The sequence below is a fragment of the Rathayibacter sp. AY1E6 genome, from assembly GCF_002931115.1.
Classification (GTDB): Bacteria; Actinomycetota; Actinomycetes; order Actinomycetales; family Microbacteriaceae; genus Rathayibacter.
The window spans coordinates 19,050-34,423 of sequence record NZ_PSVK01000013.1; the positions used below are offsets into that span (position 1 = coordinate 19,050).

Consider the following 15,374-nt stretch of genomic DNA (forward strand, 5'->3'; position numbering starts at 1 on the left):
TTGACGGCGGGGAGGAGCAGTCGGACGGCAGCCGCTACTCGTTGCCGATCCGCTTGTCGGCCTGGCGCTTCAGGTCCTCGATGCGGTCGTCGTACTTGCCGTTGGTGAGGCGGCTGGCGATCTCGCCCGCCTTCTCGAGGGTCTGGTCGGAGACCTGCTCGGCCTTCTCGCTCCGCAGCGCGTCCTGGGCCTTCCGGCTGTTGAGCAGTTCGCCGGCCTGGCGTCCGAGCTTCCCGAGATCCACGATGATGCCTCCTTGTAAACGCGCACAGGGCGGCGCGTGCCTCAGTGTGGCGCTCCCGGCTGGGGGAACGGTGCGGGCGCGCCGGTCAGCCGGCCAGTGCGATCACCTGCTCCGCCGCGTCTGCCAGGGCGCGGCCGTAGGAGGGACCGTGACCGGCGGCGTGGACGGCGAGCGGGTGCAGCTGGTGGAGCGGCACCCGCTCCTCGTAGCCGGCCCCCAGCGGATGCTGCTCGCGGTAGCCCTCGAGGACGGCGTCGAGGTGCGGAGCACCGAAGAGGGCCAGCATCGCCAGATCGGTCTCGCGGTGTCCCCCGTGAGCGGCGGGGTCGATCAGGACGGCGCCGTCCGCCGTCCAGAGCACGTTGCCGGTCCAGAGGTCCCCGTGGATCCGGGCGGGCCCCGCACCGTCGTCGAAGGCTCCGGCCGTCACCCGGTCCAGAGCCTGCTCGACGAGCCGCGACTCGGCTGCCGTGAGGTTGCCCGCCTCCACGGCGGGGCCGAGGAACGGCCGCACCCGCTGCTCCGCGTAGAAGCGCCCCCACGAGTCGTCCGGGCGGCACGGCATCCCGCGGCGGCCGATGTAGGCGGGGCCGGTCCATCCCGGGGGCGGCGCTCCGAACGCCGCGGCTCCGGCGTCGTGCGTCCGGGCGAGCGCGGCGCCGAGAGCCCGAGCCGACTCGGCCGAGGGACGCACGGAGCGGATCTCCTCCAGCTCGATGCGCCCGGGCGACACCCTCTCCACCCCGACACAGCGCGCACCGCCGTCCGCCTCGCGCAGCCAGTCCAGGCCGGCCGCCTCCCACTCGAAGAACTGCGGGAGGGCACGGGGGTCGCTCTTCACGAAGGGCATGCCGCCACGCTAGCCGGGCGTCCCCGGGAACGACGAGAGGGGCCGCCCGCCGAAGCGGACGACCCCTCTCGAGAGATCGGTAGGACGGACCTACTTGATGATCTTGGTGACCGTACCGGCACCCACGGTGCGTCCACCCTCACGGATGGCGAAGCCGAGGCCCTCCTCCATGGCGATCGGCTGGATCAGCGCGACCGTCATGTCGGTGGTGTCGCCGGGCATGACCATCTCGGTGCCCTCGGGCAGCGTGATGACGCCGGTGACGTCGGTGGTGCGGAAGTAGAACTGCGGACGGTAGTTCGCGTAGAACGGGTTGTGACGCCCACCCTCATCCTTCGACAGGATGTACGCGGTGCCCTCGAAGTCCGTGTGCGGCGTGACCGAACCCGGCTTGACGACGACCTGGCCGCGCTCGACGTCCTCGCGCTTGGTGCCGCGGAGGAGCAGACCGCAGTTCTCGCCGGCCCAGGCCTCGTCGAGCTGCTTGTGGAACATCTCGATTCCGGTGACCGTGGTCTTCTGCGTCGGGCGGATGCCGACGATCTCGACCTCGGAGTTCAGAGCGAGGGTTCCACGCTCCGCACGGCCGGTGACGACGGTTCCACGACCGGTGATCGTGAAGACGTCCTCGATCGGCATGAGGAACGGCTTGTCCTTGTCGCGCACCGGGTCCGGGATGGACTCGTCGACCGCGTCCATCAGGTCGAGGATCGACTGGGTCCAGGTGTCGTCGCCCTCGAGGGCCTTGAGGCCGGAGACGCGCACGACGGGAGCGTCGTCGCCGGGGAAGCCCTGCGACGAGAGGAGCTCGCGGACCTCGAGCTCGACGAGCTCCAGGATCTCCTCGTCGTCCACCATGTCGGCCTTGTTCAGCGCGACGAGGAGGTAGGGGACGCCGACCTGCTTGGCGAGGAGGACGTGCTCACGGGTCTGAGCCATCGGGCCGTCGGTGGCGGCGACCACGAGGATCGCGCCGTCCATCTGGGCCGCGCCGGTGATCATGTTCTTGATGTAGTCGGCGTGACCCGGGGCGTCGACGTGCGCGTAGTGGCGCTTCGGCGTCTCGTACTCGACGTGCGAGATGTTGATCGTGATGCCGCGCTGGCGCTCCTCGGGAGCGGAGTCGATCGACGCGAAGTCACGCTGGACGTTGGTCGCGGACGGGAACTTGTCCGCCAGAACCTTCGAGATCGCCGCGGTGAGCGTGGTCTTTCCGTGGTCGACGTGACCGATGGTTCCGATGTTGACGTGCGGCTTGGTCCGCTCGAACTTGGCCTTAGCCACTGTGGGTCCTCCTCAGGACTTAGGTGCAAGCATCCGCATCCGGGCGGCCGCACGGGGCGGCACGAGGACAGGAGGACTTGCGGGGGTTTTGTGTACGTATGTTACCGGCAGTGGTCGTGCGGCCGTCCCGCTGCGACAGGGGGCGCGCTGCACTCGGCAGCAAACCCGCACGACACTATCAGGCCGCCGCCGTTCCGGGGAACGGCGACGGCCCAGGGGCGGAGCTACTCGCCCTTGTTCTTCTGGACGATCTCCTCGGCCACGGCCTTGGGGACCTCGGCGTAGGTCTCGAACGTCATCGAGTAGACGGCGCGGCCCGAGGTCTTCGAGCGCAGGTCTCCGATGTAGCCGAACATCTCGGACAGCGGCACGTTGGCCCGGATGACCTTGATGCCGGTGGCGTCCTCCATCGACTGGATCATCCCGCGACGCGAGTTGATGTCGCCGATGACGTCGCCCATGTACTCCTCGGGAGTACGGACCTCGACGGCCATGAGCGGCTCGAGGAGGACCGGCTGCGCCTTGCGCGAGGCCTCCTTGAACGCGATCGAGCCGGCGATCTTGAACGCCATCTCGGAGGAGTCGACGTCGTGCGCCGCTCCGTCGACCAGGGTCGCCTTCACGCCGACCATGGGGTAGCCGGCGAGCACGCCGACCTGCATGGCGTCGCGGATGCCCGCGTCGACGGAGGGGATGTACTCGCGCGGGACGCGGCCACCGGTGACGCCGTTGACGAACTCGTAGGTCTTGTCGGCCTCGACCTCCATCGGCTCGATGGTGATCTGGACCTTCGCGAACTGGCCGGAGCCACCCGTCTGCTTCTTGTGGGTGTAGTCGTACTTCTCGACCGTGCGGCGGATCGTCTCGCGGTACGCGACCTGGGGCTTGCCCACGTTGGCCTCGACGTTGAACTCGCGCTTCATGCGGTCGACCAGGATGTCGAGGTGCAGCTCGCCCATTCCCTTGATGACCGTCTGACCGGTCTCCTGGTTCTGCTCGGTGCGGAAGGTGGGGTCCTCCTCCGCGAGCTTCTGGATCGCGGTGCCGAGCTTCTCCTGGTCCGCCTTCGTCTTGGGCTCGATGGCGACCTCGATGACGGGCTCCGGGAAGGTCATCGACTCGAGCACGACCTGCGCGGCCGGGTCGCTCAGGGTGTCACCGGTGGTGGTGTCCTTGAGGCCGATGACGGCGTAGATGTGGCCGGCGGTGACCGAGTCGACCGGGTTCTCCTTGTTGGAGTGCATCTGGAAGATCTTGCCGATGCGCTCCTTCTTGCCCTTGGTCGAGTTGATGACCTGGGCGCCGGAGTCGAGCTTGCCCGAGTAGACGCGGACGTAGGTCAGGCGGCCGAAGAACGGGTGCACGGCGACCTTGAACGCGAGCGCCGAGAAGGGCTCGGTCGAGTCCGCGTGGCGCATGATGACCTTCTCCTCGTCGCGGACGTCGTGCGCCTCGATGGCGGGGACGTCGAGCGGGGAGGGGAGGTAGTCCACGACAGCGTCGAGCATCGGCTGGACGCCGCGGTTCTTGAACGCCGAGCCGCAGAGCACCGGGTAGATCTCGGAGTTGACGGTCATCTTGCGGATGGCGCCCTTGATCTCCGCGACGGTGAGCTCCTCGCCGCCGAAGTACTTCTCGAGCAGCTCGTCGGAGGTCTCCGCGACGGTCTCGAGGAGCTTCTCGCGGTACTCCGCCGCCTTGTCGGCGAGGTCGGCCGGGATCTCCTCGATCTCGTACTTCGCGCCGAGCGCGACGTCGCCCTTCGAGTCGCCGCGCCACGTGAGCGCGCGCATCTCGACCAGGTCGACGACGCCCTCGAAGGAGGACTCCGCGCCGATGGGCAGCTGGATGACCAGCGGCTTCGCGCCGAGGCGCTTGATGATCGTGTCGACCGTGTAGTAGAAGTCGGCGCCGAGCTTGTCCATCTTGTTGACGAAGCAGATGCGCGGGACGTCGTACTTGTCGGCCTGACGCCAGACGGTCTCGGACTGGGGCTCGACGCCCTCCTTGCCGTCGAAGACGGCGACGGCGCCGTCGAGGACGCGGAGCGAGCGCTCGACCTCCACCGTGAAGTCGACGTGACCGGGGGTGTCGATGATGTTGATCTGGTTCTTGTTCCAGAAGCAGGTCGTCGCGGCGGACGTGATCGTGATGCCGCGCTCCTGCTCCTGCGCCATCCAGTCCATCGTCGCGGCGCCGTCGTGGACCTCGCCGATCTTGTGCGTGATACCCGTGTAGAACAGGATGCGCTCGGTGGTGGTGGTCTTGCCGGCATCGATGTGGGCCATGATGCCGATGTTGCGGACCTTGTTCAGGTCGGTGAGCACATCTTGTGCCACGGAGTTCCTCCGATAGGTGATGGAGCCAGCGCACCGGGTTCATGGCCGAATGGCTGGGATTCTGGTGGTGGCGGTCGCCCGGTCGCGGGGATCGGGCGATCCGCCGCCGGGACCGGGCCCGCAGCGGTGACGCCGCGGGCCCGGTGGTCGCGGTCGCCCGGAGGCGGCCGCGGGGTGCGCTACCAGCGGTAGTGCGCGAAGGCCTTGTTCGACTCGGCCATCTTGTGGGTGTCCTCGCGACGCTTGACAGCGGCGCCCAGACCGTTCGACGCGTCGAGGATCTCGTTCATGAGACGCTCGGTCATCGTCTTCTCGCGACGGGCCTTCGCGTAGCTGGTGAGCCAGCGGAGCGCGAGGGTGTTGGCGCGGTGGGGCTTGACCTCGACCGGGACCTGGTAGGTCGAGCCGCCGACGCGGCGGCTGCGGACCTCGAGGGTCGGGCGGACGTTGTCGAGCGCCTTCTTGAGGGTGACGACCGCGTCCTGGCCGTTCTTGCCGGCGACGCCCTCGAGGGCACCGTAGACGATGCGCTCGGCGAGGCCCTTCTTGCCGTCCAGGAGGATCTTGTTGACGAGCTGGCTGACGATGGGGGCGCCGTAGACGGGGTCTGCGACGACGGGGCGCTTGGGAGCGGGGCCCTTACGAGGCATTACTTCTTCTCCATCTTCGCGCCGTACCGGCTGCGAGCCTGCTTGCGGTTCTTGACGGCCTGGGTGTCCAGGGCGCCGCGAACGATCTTGTAGCGGACACCGGGGAGGTCCTTGACGCGACCGCCGCGCACGAGCACCATCGAGTGCTCCTGCAGGTTGTGGCCCTCGCCGGGGATGTAGGCGGTGACCTCGGTGCCGTTGGAGAGCTTCACGCGGGCCACCTTGCGGAGGGCCGAGTTCGGCTTCTTGGGCGTGGTCGTGTAGACGCGCGTGCAGACGCCGCGCTGCTGGGGGTTGGCCTTCAGGGCGGGCGCCTTGGTCTTGGTGACCTTCGGCGTGCGTCCCTTGCGGACCAACTGCTGAATCGTTGGCACTGGTTTTGCTCCTTGAATGCTGCACGGTGACAGCGGATCGATGGTCGACATTCGGCCCTCCCGTCTCCGGGAACGGCCGAGTTCATCTGGACCCGACGCACCCCGCGGCCCCGCGAGCGGGACCGGGAGGGTGAGGGGTATGCCGTGGGGGCCGCCCGATCGGACGAACCCGCGGATCCTCGCGGACCCGGTGGAGCGAAGTGCGGCGACCGCATCGACCCGGAGGCACGACACGAGCGCACGGCAAAGCGCACACCCGAAGAACATTACGGGGAGTGACGGGGCCGGTCAACCGAGCGGCGTTCGCCCTGGGAGATGCCGCAGCGCCGCGACGAGCCGCGCCGGGACTCCGCCGTCACTCCCGCTCGTCGCCCTCCCAGCCCCAGTGGGGGCTGCGGCCGCCGGCGTCGCGACGGGCCAGGAGCAGGAGGAACACGAGCTGGACGGCGGCCGCGAGCACGCCGGTCGCGATCGCGAAGACAGTGGGGGCGTGGTCGAGGATCCAGCCGAGGATCTCCCCCGGCTCCTGGCGGCCGAGCCCGTAGAGCGCTCCGCCCGTGACGAGGAAGAGCAGGTAGACGACGACCCCGGTCAGCAGCGACGGGCCGAGGACGCGGTGGACGGCGGGACGGGCGGCGAGGGTCACCATCGCGACCAGCACGGCGACGACGCAGACCGCCACCGACACCGGCCCCAGCAGCGGGCCGGCGTCGCGCTCGGGCACGACGTCCTGGTCCAGCAGGAGGCTGAGGACCCCGAACGCGCAGACGACCAGGGCGAGGTAGAGGAACGCGGCGAAGCCGGCCAGCGCGAGGCCGTAGCCCAGGCCGGCTCCGCGGCCCTGCCCCTGCCCCTCCGGAGTCACGACTGCGCGGCCGCTTCGCGCTCGGCGTTGCGGCGCTTGACGCCCCGGGCACGGCCCGCGATCGCGGCGCCGCCCCAGACGCTCGCCTCCCGGCCGAGGACGCCGGCGGCGAGGACCGCCGCGAGTACGGCGGGATCGCGGACGTAGTCGAGCGCGAGGGAGCGGTCGATCGGCAGGGCGAGCGGTCCGACGGCGCTCCAGCCGCCGACCAGCGCGGCCGCGGCCGTGAGGAGGGCGACGAGGAAGCCGCCGAGGACGTAGGCCCACCAGCCCGCGCGGTTCACGACCAGCACGATCAGCGCCAGGCCGACGAGGAACGCGGCCACCGGGGCGAGGAAGAGCGCGGTCGGCGCAGCGTCGAGCGCGAGGGCGACCGGGTCGCCGCCGACGCGGTCGACCAGCAGGCGGATCGCCGTCAGGGCGACGAGGTACAGGACGGCGAAGACCGCGGTCGTCAGGAGGGCGAGCGCGAGGCCCGCGAGGCGGTTGCCGGAGCGCCGGACCGGCTCGGGCTCGGCCTCGACCGGCCCGAGGGCGCTGGGGGCTGATGCCGCGACGGCCGGGGCGGCGGGCTCGACGGTCGGCTGCCGACCCGTCACGGGTTCGGGCCAGACGTACTCCCGGGTCGGCTGGGGTCCGGTTCCGCCGGACGTCTCGGTCGCGGAGGGGATCCGCGTGGTCTCGGCGTCGCTGCTCCAGGTCACCCGGACAGCATAGGCACGCCTTCCGCCGCGCCCGGTGCGCCGCGCGGCTCCCCGTCGACGGGGGACAGCGCCGACCGTCTACTCGAGCGGGTGGAGGAGGCGGTGCAGGAACTGCCGGGTGCGAGGCTCCCGCGGCTCCCGGAGGATCTGCGCAGGGGCGCCCCGCTCGACGACCACGCCGTCGGCCATGAAGACGACCTCCGAGGCCACCTGCCGGGCGAACTCGAGCTCGTGCGTCACGACGAGCATGGTCCAGCCCTCCCCCGCCAGCTCCCGCATCAGCGAGAGCACGTCGCCGACCAGCTCCGGGTCCAGCGCCGAGGTGGGCTCGTCGAAGAGGAGCAGATCGGGCCGCAGCGCGAGCGCCCGGACGATGCCCACGCGCTGCTGCTGACCGCCGGAGAGCTCGAAGGGGTAAGCGCTCCCCCGGCCGCCGAGGCCGACGCGCTCGAGCAGGCGCTCCGCCTCCGGGACCACCTCGGACGCGGGACGGCGCTGCACTCGCAGCGGCCCCTCCGTCACGTTCTGGAGGACGGTCAGGTGCGGGAAGAGGTTGAAGTGCTGGAAGACCATCGCGGAGTGGTCGCGCAGCCCGGTCAGCGCCTTCCGTCCGACGCCGCGGTCGAAGTCGAGGACACTGCCGTCGGCGAGCTCGACCACCCCGCCGTCCGGCACCTCGAGGCTGTTCAGCGAGCGCAGGACGGTGGTCTTGCCCGAGCCCGAGGGCCCGATCAGGGCGACGACCTCGCCGCGGCGGATCTCCAGGTCGATGCCGCGCAGCACCTCCACCCCGCCGAACGACTTGCGGAGGCCGCGGGCCGTGAGCACGGGCCGCGCGTCGGTCGGAGTGTCAGCGGGCGACATAGCGGTCCAATCGCTTCTCGAGCAGGCCCTGGCCGCTGGAGAGCACCAGGCAGATGAGCCAGTAGATCAGAGCGGCCTCGAGGTAGAGGAGCATGAACTCGCTCGACGCGGTGGCGATCTTCTGCGCCTGCCGGAAGAGCTCGGTCACCAGGATGAGGGAGGCCAGCGAGGTGTCCTTCACCAGCGAGATGAAGGTGTTCGACAGCGGCGGGACGGAGACGCGCGCGGCCTGCGGGAGGATGATGCGCCGCAGCGAGAGCGAGCGGCTCATGCCGATCGTGTGCGCCGCCTCCCACTGCCCCTTCGGGACGCTGAGGATCGCCGCGCGGATCACCTCCGCCGCGTAGCCGCCCACGTTGAGGGCGAACGCGATGGTGGCGCTGGGCCAGGGGTCGATCTTCAGTCCGAGGCTCGGCAGCCCGTAGAAGATCACGAACAGCTGCACCAGGAGCGGCGTGCCCCGGATGACGGAGATGTAGGCGCGCGCGATCCAGGAGAGGATCCGCACCCGCGAGAGCCGCATCAGGGCGACCGCCAGCGCGAGCACGAGCCCGATGGCGAAGCTCGCCAGCGCGAGCGGGATCGTCCCGACGATGCCCCCGGAGAGGATCGGCCAGAACGACCGGAGGACGAGGTCCATTGTGTTCTCCCGCCTTCGCGGGAGGATCCGCGGTCGGCTCGATCGGGTGGTGGCGTCGGGGGCGGATCGTGTCCGCCTCCTGGGGAATGCTGGCACGCTTCGCGCCGGGGCGGGCGCCCTTGCAGGCGGACCCGCGGCCTGAGCCGCTCCGCCGCTCCCCCGCGACGGGACCGCTCACGCACGAGACGGCCCCTCCCGGAAGGGGAGGAGCCGTCTCGAGGTGGGGCTACTGGGAGACGTCGGCTCCGAAGTAGCGCTCGGAGATGGAGGCGAGGGTGCCGTCCTCGCGCAGCTCGTCGAGGGCGGAGTCGACGGCCTCGACGAGGTCGTCCGAGCCCTTCGGGAAGGTGAAGGCGCTCTCGGAGGTGTCGTCGGTGGTGACGGCGACCTTGAGGCCCGCGGCCTGGTCGGGGTAGGTCGTGGACCAGTCGAGCCAGGTGAGGCGGTCGTTCACGGTCGCGTCGACGCGGCCCTGCTCGACGAGGGCGATGGCCTGCGCCCAGCCCTCGACGCCCTCGACCTCGGCGCCGTTCTCCTGCGCGACGGTGTACCAGTTGCTCGAGAGCGACTGCGCAGTGGTCTTGCCGGAGAGGCCGGCGAGGTCGGTGATCGAGGTGTCGCTCGAGGGGACGATCACGACGCCGGGGCTGACCGAGTACGGCTCCGAGAAGTCGTACTTCGCCTCGCGCTCGTCGTTGATCGAGACCTGGTTCGCGATCACGTCGAAGCGCGCTCCGTCCAGGCCCGCGAACATCGCGTCCCACTGCGTCTCCTGGAAGTCGGGCTCGACGCCCAGCTTCTCGGCCACGGCGGTGATCACGTCGACGTCGTAGCCGGTGAGGGCTCCGGTCCCGCCGTCGGCGTGGAAGGAGAAGGGCGGGTAGGTGCCCTCGGTGCCGATGGTGAGCTTCCCCGAGTCCTCGACCTCGGCCAGGGTCAGGCCGGAGCTCGCGGAGGCAGTGCCCTCGCCGCTCGAGCCGGAGACCACGTCGTCGGTCGAGGCGGGCGCGCAGCCGGCGAGGACCAGGGCGGCGGCGGCGGCGGTCGTGCCGAGCAGGACGCGCAGGGAGGTGCGGGCGGAGAGGGTCACGGTGTTGTCCTTCGGTGCATCACGGAGTCGTGGCGGTCCCGCTGCGCCGGATGCGGCGCGGGGATCGACGAGGGGACGGGTCGTCCCGGGGCGGACCGCTGCTCGGCGGAACCGCCCGGAGTGACGATAACCAGTGGAGGGGGCGGCCCTATTCCCGGATGTCGCCGTGTGACGCCGGGAGTCCGGTCAGGAAGTGCTCGGCGCCGGCGACCTCGTCGCTCGTGAGGCCCGTCGCCGACTCCGGACGCACCAGGTGGAAGGGGGTGCTCTGCTCGCGGGCCCAGTCGTAGGCGTCCTCGTGGAGGTTGTCGTCGATCCACACCACGGCGTCGATCGCGCCGCGCTCGGCGGCCGCCTCCAGCCACACCGCGACGGGCTGGAGCTTGCCCGTCCGGCCCGGGAACCGCGGGTCGCGCGGGAGGCCGCCGTCGAAGACGATCGCCTCCGTGCCCGCCGGCAGCCCGAGGTCCTGGGCGAGGACCCGCGTCAAGCGCGGCGGCCAGGTCGTGGCCCACACGATCGTGCCGACCGCGGCCAGGCGGGCGACGAGCGCCGCCCGCTCCGGCTCGAGCTCCAGGCGGTGCGAGCCCGAGGCGCGATCGCTGCGGACGGAGGGGTTCAGGACGCCGTCGACGTCGAGCAGGATCAGGGCGGCCATGCCTGTCACCGTAGCGGCGGCGAGGCGGATCGCGCGAGGAGCGCTAGCGTGACGGGATGCCTCCGTCCCTCCTGCTGCCGGGAGGCCGCACAGCCGTGCTGGGGCCGGATCCCGTGCGGCCGGAGGCGCTGCTGCTCACGGTCGACGGCGCGGAGCAGTCGCTGATCGATCCGGGCGATCCCCGGGCTCTGCACCTCGAGTACCTCGCGCGCCTCGGCGCGGTGGTCGACGCCGCCGCCCCTCCCGGCGAGCCGCTGCGCGTGCTGCACCTCGGAGCCGGAGCCCTGGCCCTGGCCCGGTACGTCGCCGCGACCCGGCCGGGCTCCGAGCAGCTCGCGGTGGAGAGCGCGGCAGGACTCGTGGAGTTCGTGCTCGAGCACGCGCCGCTCCCCCGCGGCGCGCGCGTCCGACTCCTCACGGCCGACGCCGCAGGGCCCCTGCCGCCCTGGAGCGCCGACCTCGTCGTGCTCGACGTCTACGACGGGGACGAGATCCCGGAGCCGTTCTACCGCGCGTCCGTCCTCGCTCCGCTCGCCGCCCGCGTCGGCGCCGACGGGCTCCTCGCGGTCAACGTCGCCGACGACGCCGACCACCGGAGGCTGGACCGCCTGCGCGGGGTCGTCCGGGAGCTGCTCCCGGTCACCGCAGCGGTCGGATCGACGGCCTTCGTCGAGGGGCGCACCGGCGGGAACGCGATCCTGCTCGCCTCAGGCTCGGCGCTCGCCGACCACGTCGCCGGCCGCCTGCTGCGCGCCGGCCCGCACCCGGTCTCCGCCGCGGCGGATGGCGACGTCGTGGTCGCCGAGGTGGCGGTAGAAGTCGACCCGTGAGTCGAGAGTGACGCCGGTCTCGAGGTACTTGGCGCGGATCCGCTTGATGTAGGTGCGGACGGTGTGCTCGGCGACGCTGAGGTCGACCGCGACGGTGCGGACCGCGGCACCCGCTCCGTAGGCGCGCATCACCCGGCTCTCCTGCGGGCTCAGCACCGGGCGGCGCTCCTCGCGCCCGTGCACGAGCCGGTGGCGGGCGGTGTCCGAGATCCAGGTGCGGCCGGAGGCGACCGAGACGACCGCCGCGGCGAGCTCGCTGGGGTCGTCGCCCTTCCAGACGTAGGCCGCTCTCTCCCGTCGCAGCACGGCCCGCACCGGCTCCAGGGAGTCGGAGGAGGAGAGCACGACGAGGCCGACGGTCCGGGTAGCCGCACGCTCGAGGGTGTCGGCCACCTCCTCGCCGGGCACGCCGTCCAGGTCGAGGACCGCGATGCGGTCGACGCCCTCCTCGTCGTGCGAGAACTGCGGCAGCAGCTGCGCGAGCAGCGCCTGCAGCGCGGCGCGCTCGATCGCTGGTCCGTCGAAGACGGCCAGCGTGAACCGATCGAATCCGGTCACGGGGGTCCCCTAGCAGGGGCAGGTTCGGGTCCGCCCCGGCTGCACCGTAGCGGTCCGCGACGTCGTCGTGCAGGTGATGGGACATTCCGTCTCAGTGGGAGGACGCCCCCAGAGCGCTCCGGATCGGCTCACGGAGCGCGTGGAGGACCACCCGCGGCACCGTGTCCGGCTAGTGTCCCTCTCCATGGACGACAGCGCAGAGGGCTCCCGGCGGGCCCGGAGGATCCCCGCGGAGCAGGTCCGCAGCCGCATGATCGCCACGGCGCGCGACGTCGTCTCGAACCACGGCCTCACGGTGAGCTTCGCGCACCTGCCCATGGAGGAGTACATCCGCCTGGCCGGCGTGCCGCGCAGCTCCGTCTACCGGATCTGGAGCACGCGCGAGGAGTTCGTGGCCGACCTGGTCGGCGAGGTCTTCGTGCGGGACCGGTACGCGGAGGGCGCCGATCCCGAGGCCCAGCAGGAGATGCGCGAGGTCTACGAGCGCTCCACCGATCTGCTCTCCACGGCCGCCGGCCGCCGCCGGGTCGCCTGGGAGACCATCCGCATCGGGGCGCGGGCCAATGCCGAGTCGCTCCGCCGCTCCGCCGACTGGTCGTCGTACAACGCACTGCTCGCCTGCACCTTCTCGATGGAGGAGGGGCCTTCACGCGACGCCGTGCGCGCCACGGCGAAGCGGATCGAGGGCATGCTCACGCGCCGGATGCGCGACTTCTACGAGGAGACGCTGCAGGTCTTCGGCGGGACGATGCGCCCGGGATTCACGACGCTCCAGCTCGCCCACCTCACCGCGATCGTGATCGACGGGCTCGCGCACCGGGGCCGGCTCCTCGACGACGACCTCGACGCTCCGGTGACCGCCCCCGGCCTCGACGGCGAGCCGGTCGAGTGGACCCTGGCGGCCTGGACGATCCGCTCGATCGTCGACGGGATGCTGGAGCCGGTCGCGGAGGACTGAGCGGACCCCGCGACCCGGATCACTCGTCCGGTTCGGTGAACCCGTCGATCAGCAGCAGCACCGACACCACCGCCAGCGACGGTCCCTCGGGATCGGCCGGGTCGAGCGGGCCGGTCACCAGCTCCGGTGCCGCGATCCGCGCGATGCACAGACCCTCGATCAGGGCCGAGACGGCGGAGGCGAGAGCGGCGGAGCCGCGGTCCGGGCGCAGCCGGAGCCCCGCCTCGGCGAGGGTGTGCTCGTAGTACTTCGCCATGTTGTCGATGAAGTGCAGCTGGCGGGACCGCAGAGCGGATCCGATGGCGGTCCGTGCCGGCTCCTCGTGCGAGCCCACCGCGCCGGCGAGAGCGATGAAGTTGCGCCAGTGCTGCGACGAGAAGACGTTGTCGACGTTCGCATCGACGGCGACCCGGACGGAGGCGATCAGGGCCTCGCGGCGCTGCGCCGGGGTCGGCTCGGGGTCGAGGCTGCGGTGGAGGTGGGAGTTCCCGGCCCGCAGGGACGGCTGGTCGAGGCGGGTGGCGAGGACCCGCTCCGGGATCGCGGCGATCAGCTCGTCGTAGAACGACTGGCGAGTGGGCCAGATCCGGTACACGGTGCTGCGCGGAACACCCGCCGAGCGGATGACGTCCTCGAGGGGCAGGTGGGCGACTCCGACGCGCAGGCCCTCGGCGCGGACGACCGCGAGAGCGGCGTCCAGCAGGCGGGTGCGGACCTGCTCGCGGGTCAGGCGGGGAGGACGCGCCGGCTCCTCCGCATCGAGGGGGTCGTCGCTCATCAGGCCTCCGGCGCCGGGATGCACGGAGGAGCCTCCGACATCTACTGTCCAGCCGAGCGTACCCGGAGGGAGCGCGGAACGTGAGAGGAGATCGGAGACGGGCGCGGCCCGCGCATGCGGCTCGGGTGCCGCGCGGGCCGCGCTGCCTGTCCCCCAGGCGGCCTCCCCATGGGCCGGTCCGACCGTATGCTTCCCGACAGACGTCCGTCAACTGACGCGACATGGTGTCTCCTCGGCGGTGTCCGCCGACCGGTCACGAGGACCGCCTCCGGGACTCCTCCGCCGCCGGGAGCGCCCTCGCCGCGGTCTGCGCTCGAGAGGCGTGCGGAGCGGACAGCTCGCCCGTGACGACGTCCGACACGACGCCGGTGGCGTGCTCGACGAGGTCGACGTTCCGGGTCAGCCGCGCGTGGTGGCACGGGCTCGCGTCGACGTCGACCACGAGCTTCGCGAAGCGCAGAGCATCGCCGAGCCGCGCGAACGGCGAGAGCTCGGCGACGAGGGACGGCACGTCCGCCGCGGCGAGGTAGGTGTAGCGGCAGGTCGAGACCACGTAGTCGTCGACTCCGGCCGTCGCCGATCCGGTCGCGACCATGATGTCGCCGAGGTCGACCGGCGCGGTGGCGAGGCCGAGCGCCACCGCGGCGGTCACCTGGATGTCACCCACCAGCGCCGTCACGTGCACGCCGGCGGGCCAGGGCGGCAGGGAGCCGAGCTCGGTCGATCCCGTCCGCAGGCCCTTGCCCGCCGCCGAGGCGAGGGCGTCGATCATCGGCACTCCCGTGCACTCCCCCGCGTGCTCGGCGTCCTCGGAGACGGCGTCCCCGCAGGAGGCGAGCATCGCCGAGACGCTCAGCCGGCTCTGCGGGTCCAGTCCTGCGATCACCGCGGGGCTGACCTGGCCGGAGTCGTCGACCATTCGTCCGAGGCGCTCCGCGACGTCGGATCCCGTGTTCGGGGTGCCGAAGGTGAGGACGGACGAGACCATCGAGGCGACGGCGGTCCCGTCGACCGAGCCGCTCAGCGCCTGGCGGGCGGCGAGCCCTCCCATCGAGTGCGCGACGACGACGGCGCGGTGCCCGGTCGCGGAGACGAGGCAGGCGATCGAGGAGGCGAGCGCGTCGCTGATCCCCGGGTCGGTGACCCAGCGCGCGGCGAGCCGGCGGTAGTCGAAGGTGTAGACCGCGGCGCCGTCGATCTGCTGCAGCCGGCCGAGGAGGGACGGCTCGGGAGCGTCGAGCGGAGCGGTCGCCGACTCCGACGACACCATGTCGACGAGATGGGAGAAGGCCCCTGTGCGGTCGGCGTCGTGCGTCGCCGTGCCCAGCCAGCCGTGCAGCATCACGATGGGGACCAGGGCGGCGGCGGAGCGCGGCCGGACGTCGTCGCCCGTGAGCACGGGAGCCAGCTCGGCGACGCCGCAGGACGAGGGTGCGACCGCCTCGCCCGCCTCCGCCCGCCCCGCGGGCACCACGACGACGCCGACCACCACGAGCAGTGCGGCCAGCACGACGATCACGAGTCTCATCCGCGCGTTTCCTCACGTGCCGCGACCAGGACGGGGAACGGGTACAGGCTCGACCCGACGAGCACGCATCGAGTCAATCATCCCGCTCCTGCGGGGGAGGACGCTCGTCGCGAACGGGCGGCCCCCCGTGCGGGTGACCGCGGGCCGGGCACGACGAAGG

Annotated in this window: 16 protein-coding genes; 1 reads left to right on the forward strand and 15 read right to left on the reverse strand. The window is 71.6% G+C overall.

The window, feature by feature from the left end; genetic code table 11:
• Nucleotides 1-34: 34 nt before the first annotated feature.
• The 13 genes from C5C46_RS11360 to C5C46_RS11420 form a co-directional block, all read right to left on the reverse strand.
• Nucleotides 35-244 carry an antitoxin gene (locus tag C5C46_RS11360; RefSeq protein WP_159939075.1) on the reverse strand — a complete coding sequence of 70 codons (210 nt, stop codon included), beginning with the start codon at nt 242-244 and terminating at the stop codon, nt 35-37.
• Between the two features lie 85 nt (nt 245-329).
• Nucleotides 330-1,094: a fructosamine kinase family protein gene (locus C5C46_RS11365; protein WP_104226758.1), complete on the reverse strand. Its 765-nt coding sequence runs from the start codon at nt 1,092-1,094 to the stop codon at nt 330-332.
• A gap of 90 nt (nt 1,095-1,184) precedes the next feature.
• A complete protein-coding gene (tuf, locus tag C5C46_RS11370; RefSeq protein ID WP_104224570.1) occupies nt 1,185-2,378 on the reverse strand; it encodes an elongation factor Tu in 1,194 nt (397 codons plus the stop codon).
• Nucleotides 2,379-2,602: 224 nt separating this feature from the next.
• Nucleotides 2,603-4,717, reverse strand: a complete 2,115-nt coding sequence (fusA, locus tag C5C46_RS11375) for an elongation factor G (RefSeq protein ID WP_104224571.1) — start codon at nt 4,715-4,717, stop codon at nt 2,603-2,605.
• Nucleotides 4,718-4,896: 179 nt separating this feature from the next.
• The gene (rpsG, locus tag C5C46_RS11380) at nt 4,897-5,367 is read right to left on the reverse strand and encodes a 30S ribosomal protein S7 (RefSeq protein WP_068251443.1); all 471 of its coding nucleotides are present in this window, start codon (nt 5,365-5,367) and stop codon (nt 4,897-4,899) included.
• A complete protein-coding gene (gene rpsL, locus C5C46_RS11385) occupies nt 5,367-5,741 on the reverse strand; it encodes a 30S ribosomal protein S12 (RefSeq protein WP_011186743.1) in 375 nt (124 codons plus the stop codon). Before rpsL ends, rpsG begins: the two co-directional genes overlap by 1 nt.
• 355 nt (nt 5,742-6,096) lie before the next feature.
• Complete coding sequence (locus C5C46_RS11390; RefSeq protein WP_104224572.1) at nt 6,097-6,606, reverse strand: DUF6121 family protein; 510 nt, start codon at nt 6,604-6,606, stop codon at nt 6,097-6,099.
• Nucleotides 6,603-7,310 (reverse strand): hypothetical protein, encoded by a 708-nt coding sequence (locus C5C46_RS11395; protein ID WP_104226759.1) that lies wholly within the window; start codon nt 7,308-7,310, stop codon nt 6,603-6,605. The genes C5C46_RS11390 and C5C46_RS11395 overlap by 4 nt, the downstream gene beginning before the upstream one ends.
• A gap of 78 nt (nt 7,311-7,388) precedes the next feature.
• Entirely contained in the window at nt 7,389-8,174 is a 786-nt protein-coding gene (locus C5C46_RS11400) for an amino acid ABC transporter ATP-binding protein (protein ID WP_104226760.1), read from the reverse strand.
• Complete coding sequence (locus C5C46_RS11405; RefSeq protein WP_104224574.1) at nt 8,161-8,814, reverse strand: amino acid ABC transporter permease; 654 nt, start codon at nt 8,812-8,814, stop codon at nt 8,161-8,163. Before C5C46_RS11405 ends, C5C46_RS11400 begins: the two co-directional genes overlap by 14 nt.
• Nucleotides 8,815-9,040: 226 nt before the next feature.
• Nucleotides 9,041-9,904, reverse strand: coding sequence for an amino acid ABC transporter substrate-binding protein (locus tag C5C46_RS11410; protein WP_374953121.1), 864 nt, complete (start codon nt 9,902-9,904; stop codon nt 9,041-9,043).
• Between the two features lie 148 nt (nt 9,905-10,052).
• On the reverse strand, nt 10,053-10,562 hold the full coding sequence (locus C5C46_RS11415) for an HAD domain-containing protein (protein ID WP_104226761.1): 510 nt from the start codon (nt 10,560-10,562) through the stop codon (nt 10,053-10,055).
• A 707-nt stretch (nt 10,563-11,269) separates the two neighbouring features.
• A complete protein-coding gene (locus C5C46_RS11420) occupies nt 11,270-11,950 on the reverse strand; it encodes a LuxR C-terminal-related transcriptional regulator (RefSeq protein WP_104226762.1) in 681 nt (226 codons plus the stop codon).
• 184 nt (nt 11,951-12,134) lie between these two features.
• Here C5C46_RS11420 and C5C46_RS11425 point away from each other — a divergent pair, with 184 nt between their 5' ends.
• Nucleotides 12,135-12,908, forward strand: coding sequence for a hypothetical protein (locus tag C5C46_RS11425; RefSeq protein ID WP_146078982.1), 774 nt, complete (start codon nt 12,135-12,137; stop codon nt 12,906-12,908).
• A gap of 19 nt (nt 12,909-12,927) precedes the next feature.
• Here C5C46_RS11425 and C5C46_RS11430 read toward each other — a convergent pair whose 3' ends face one another.
• Nucleotides 12,928-13,686, reverse strand: a complete 759-nt coding sequence (locus C5C46_RS11430) for a TetR/AcrR family transcriptional regulator (protein WP_104250882.1) — start codon at nt 13,684-13,686, stop codon at nt 12,928-12,930.
• 253 nt (nt 13,687-13,939) lie between these two features.
• Nucleotides 13,940-15,214, reverse strand: coding sequence for a triacylglycerol lipase (locus C5C46_RS11435; protein ID WP_104226763.1), 1,275 nt, complete (start codon nt 15,212-15,214; stop codon nt 13,940-13,942).
• Nucleotides 15,215-15,374: the final 160 nt, after the last annotated feature.

What these genes read in the sequence shown, in the direction of transcription:
- C5C46_RS11405 (WP_104224574.1), bottom strand. Translation starts at nt 8,814, where the DNA reads ATGGACCTCGTCCTCCGGTCGTTCTGGCCGATCCTCTCCGGGGGCATC.
- C5C46_RS11435 (WP_104226763.1), bottom strand. Translation starts at nt 15,214, where the DNA reads ATGAGACTCGTGATCGTCGTGCTGGCCGCACTGCTCGTGGTGGTCGGC.
- C5C46_RS11430 (WP_104250882.1), bottom strand. Translation starts at nt 13,686, where the DNA reads ATGAGCGACGACCCCCTCGATGCGGAGGAGCCGGCGCGTCCTCCCCGC.
- C5C46_RS11365 (WP_104226758.1), bottom strand. Translation starts at nt 1,094, where the DNA reads ATGCCCTTCGTGAAGAGCGACCCCCGTGCCCTCCCGCAGTTCTTCGAG.
- rpsG (WP_068251443.1), bottom strand. Translation starts at nt 5,367, where the DNA reads ATGCCTCGTAAGGGCCCCGCTCCCAAGCGCCCCGTCGTCGCAGACCCC.
- C5C46_RS11400 (WP_104226760.1), bottom strand. Translation starts at nt 8,174, where the DNA reads ATGTCGCCCGCTGACACTCCGACCGACGCGCGGCCCGTGCTCACGGCC.
- C5C46_RS11415 (WP_104226761.1), bottom strand. Translation starts at nt 10,562, where the DNA reads ATGGCCGCCCTGATCCTGCTCGACGTCGACGGCGTCCTGAACCCCTCC.
- C5C46_RS11425 (WP_146078982.1), top strand. Translation starts at nt 12,135, where the DNA reads ATGGACGACAGCGCAGAGGGCTCCCGGCGGGCCCGGAGGATCCCCGCG.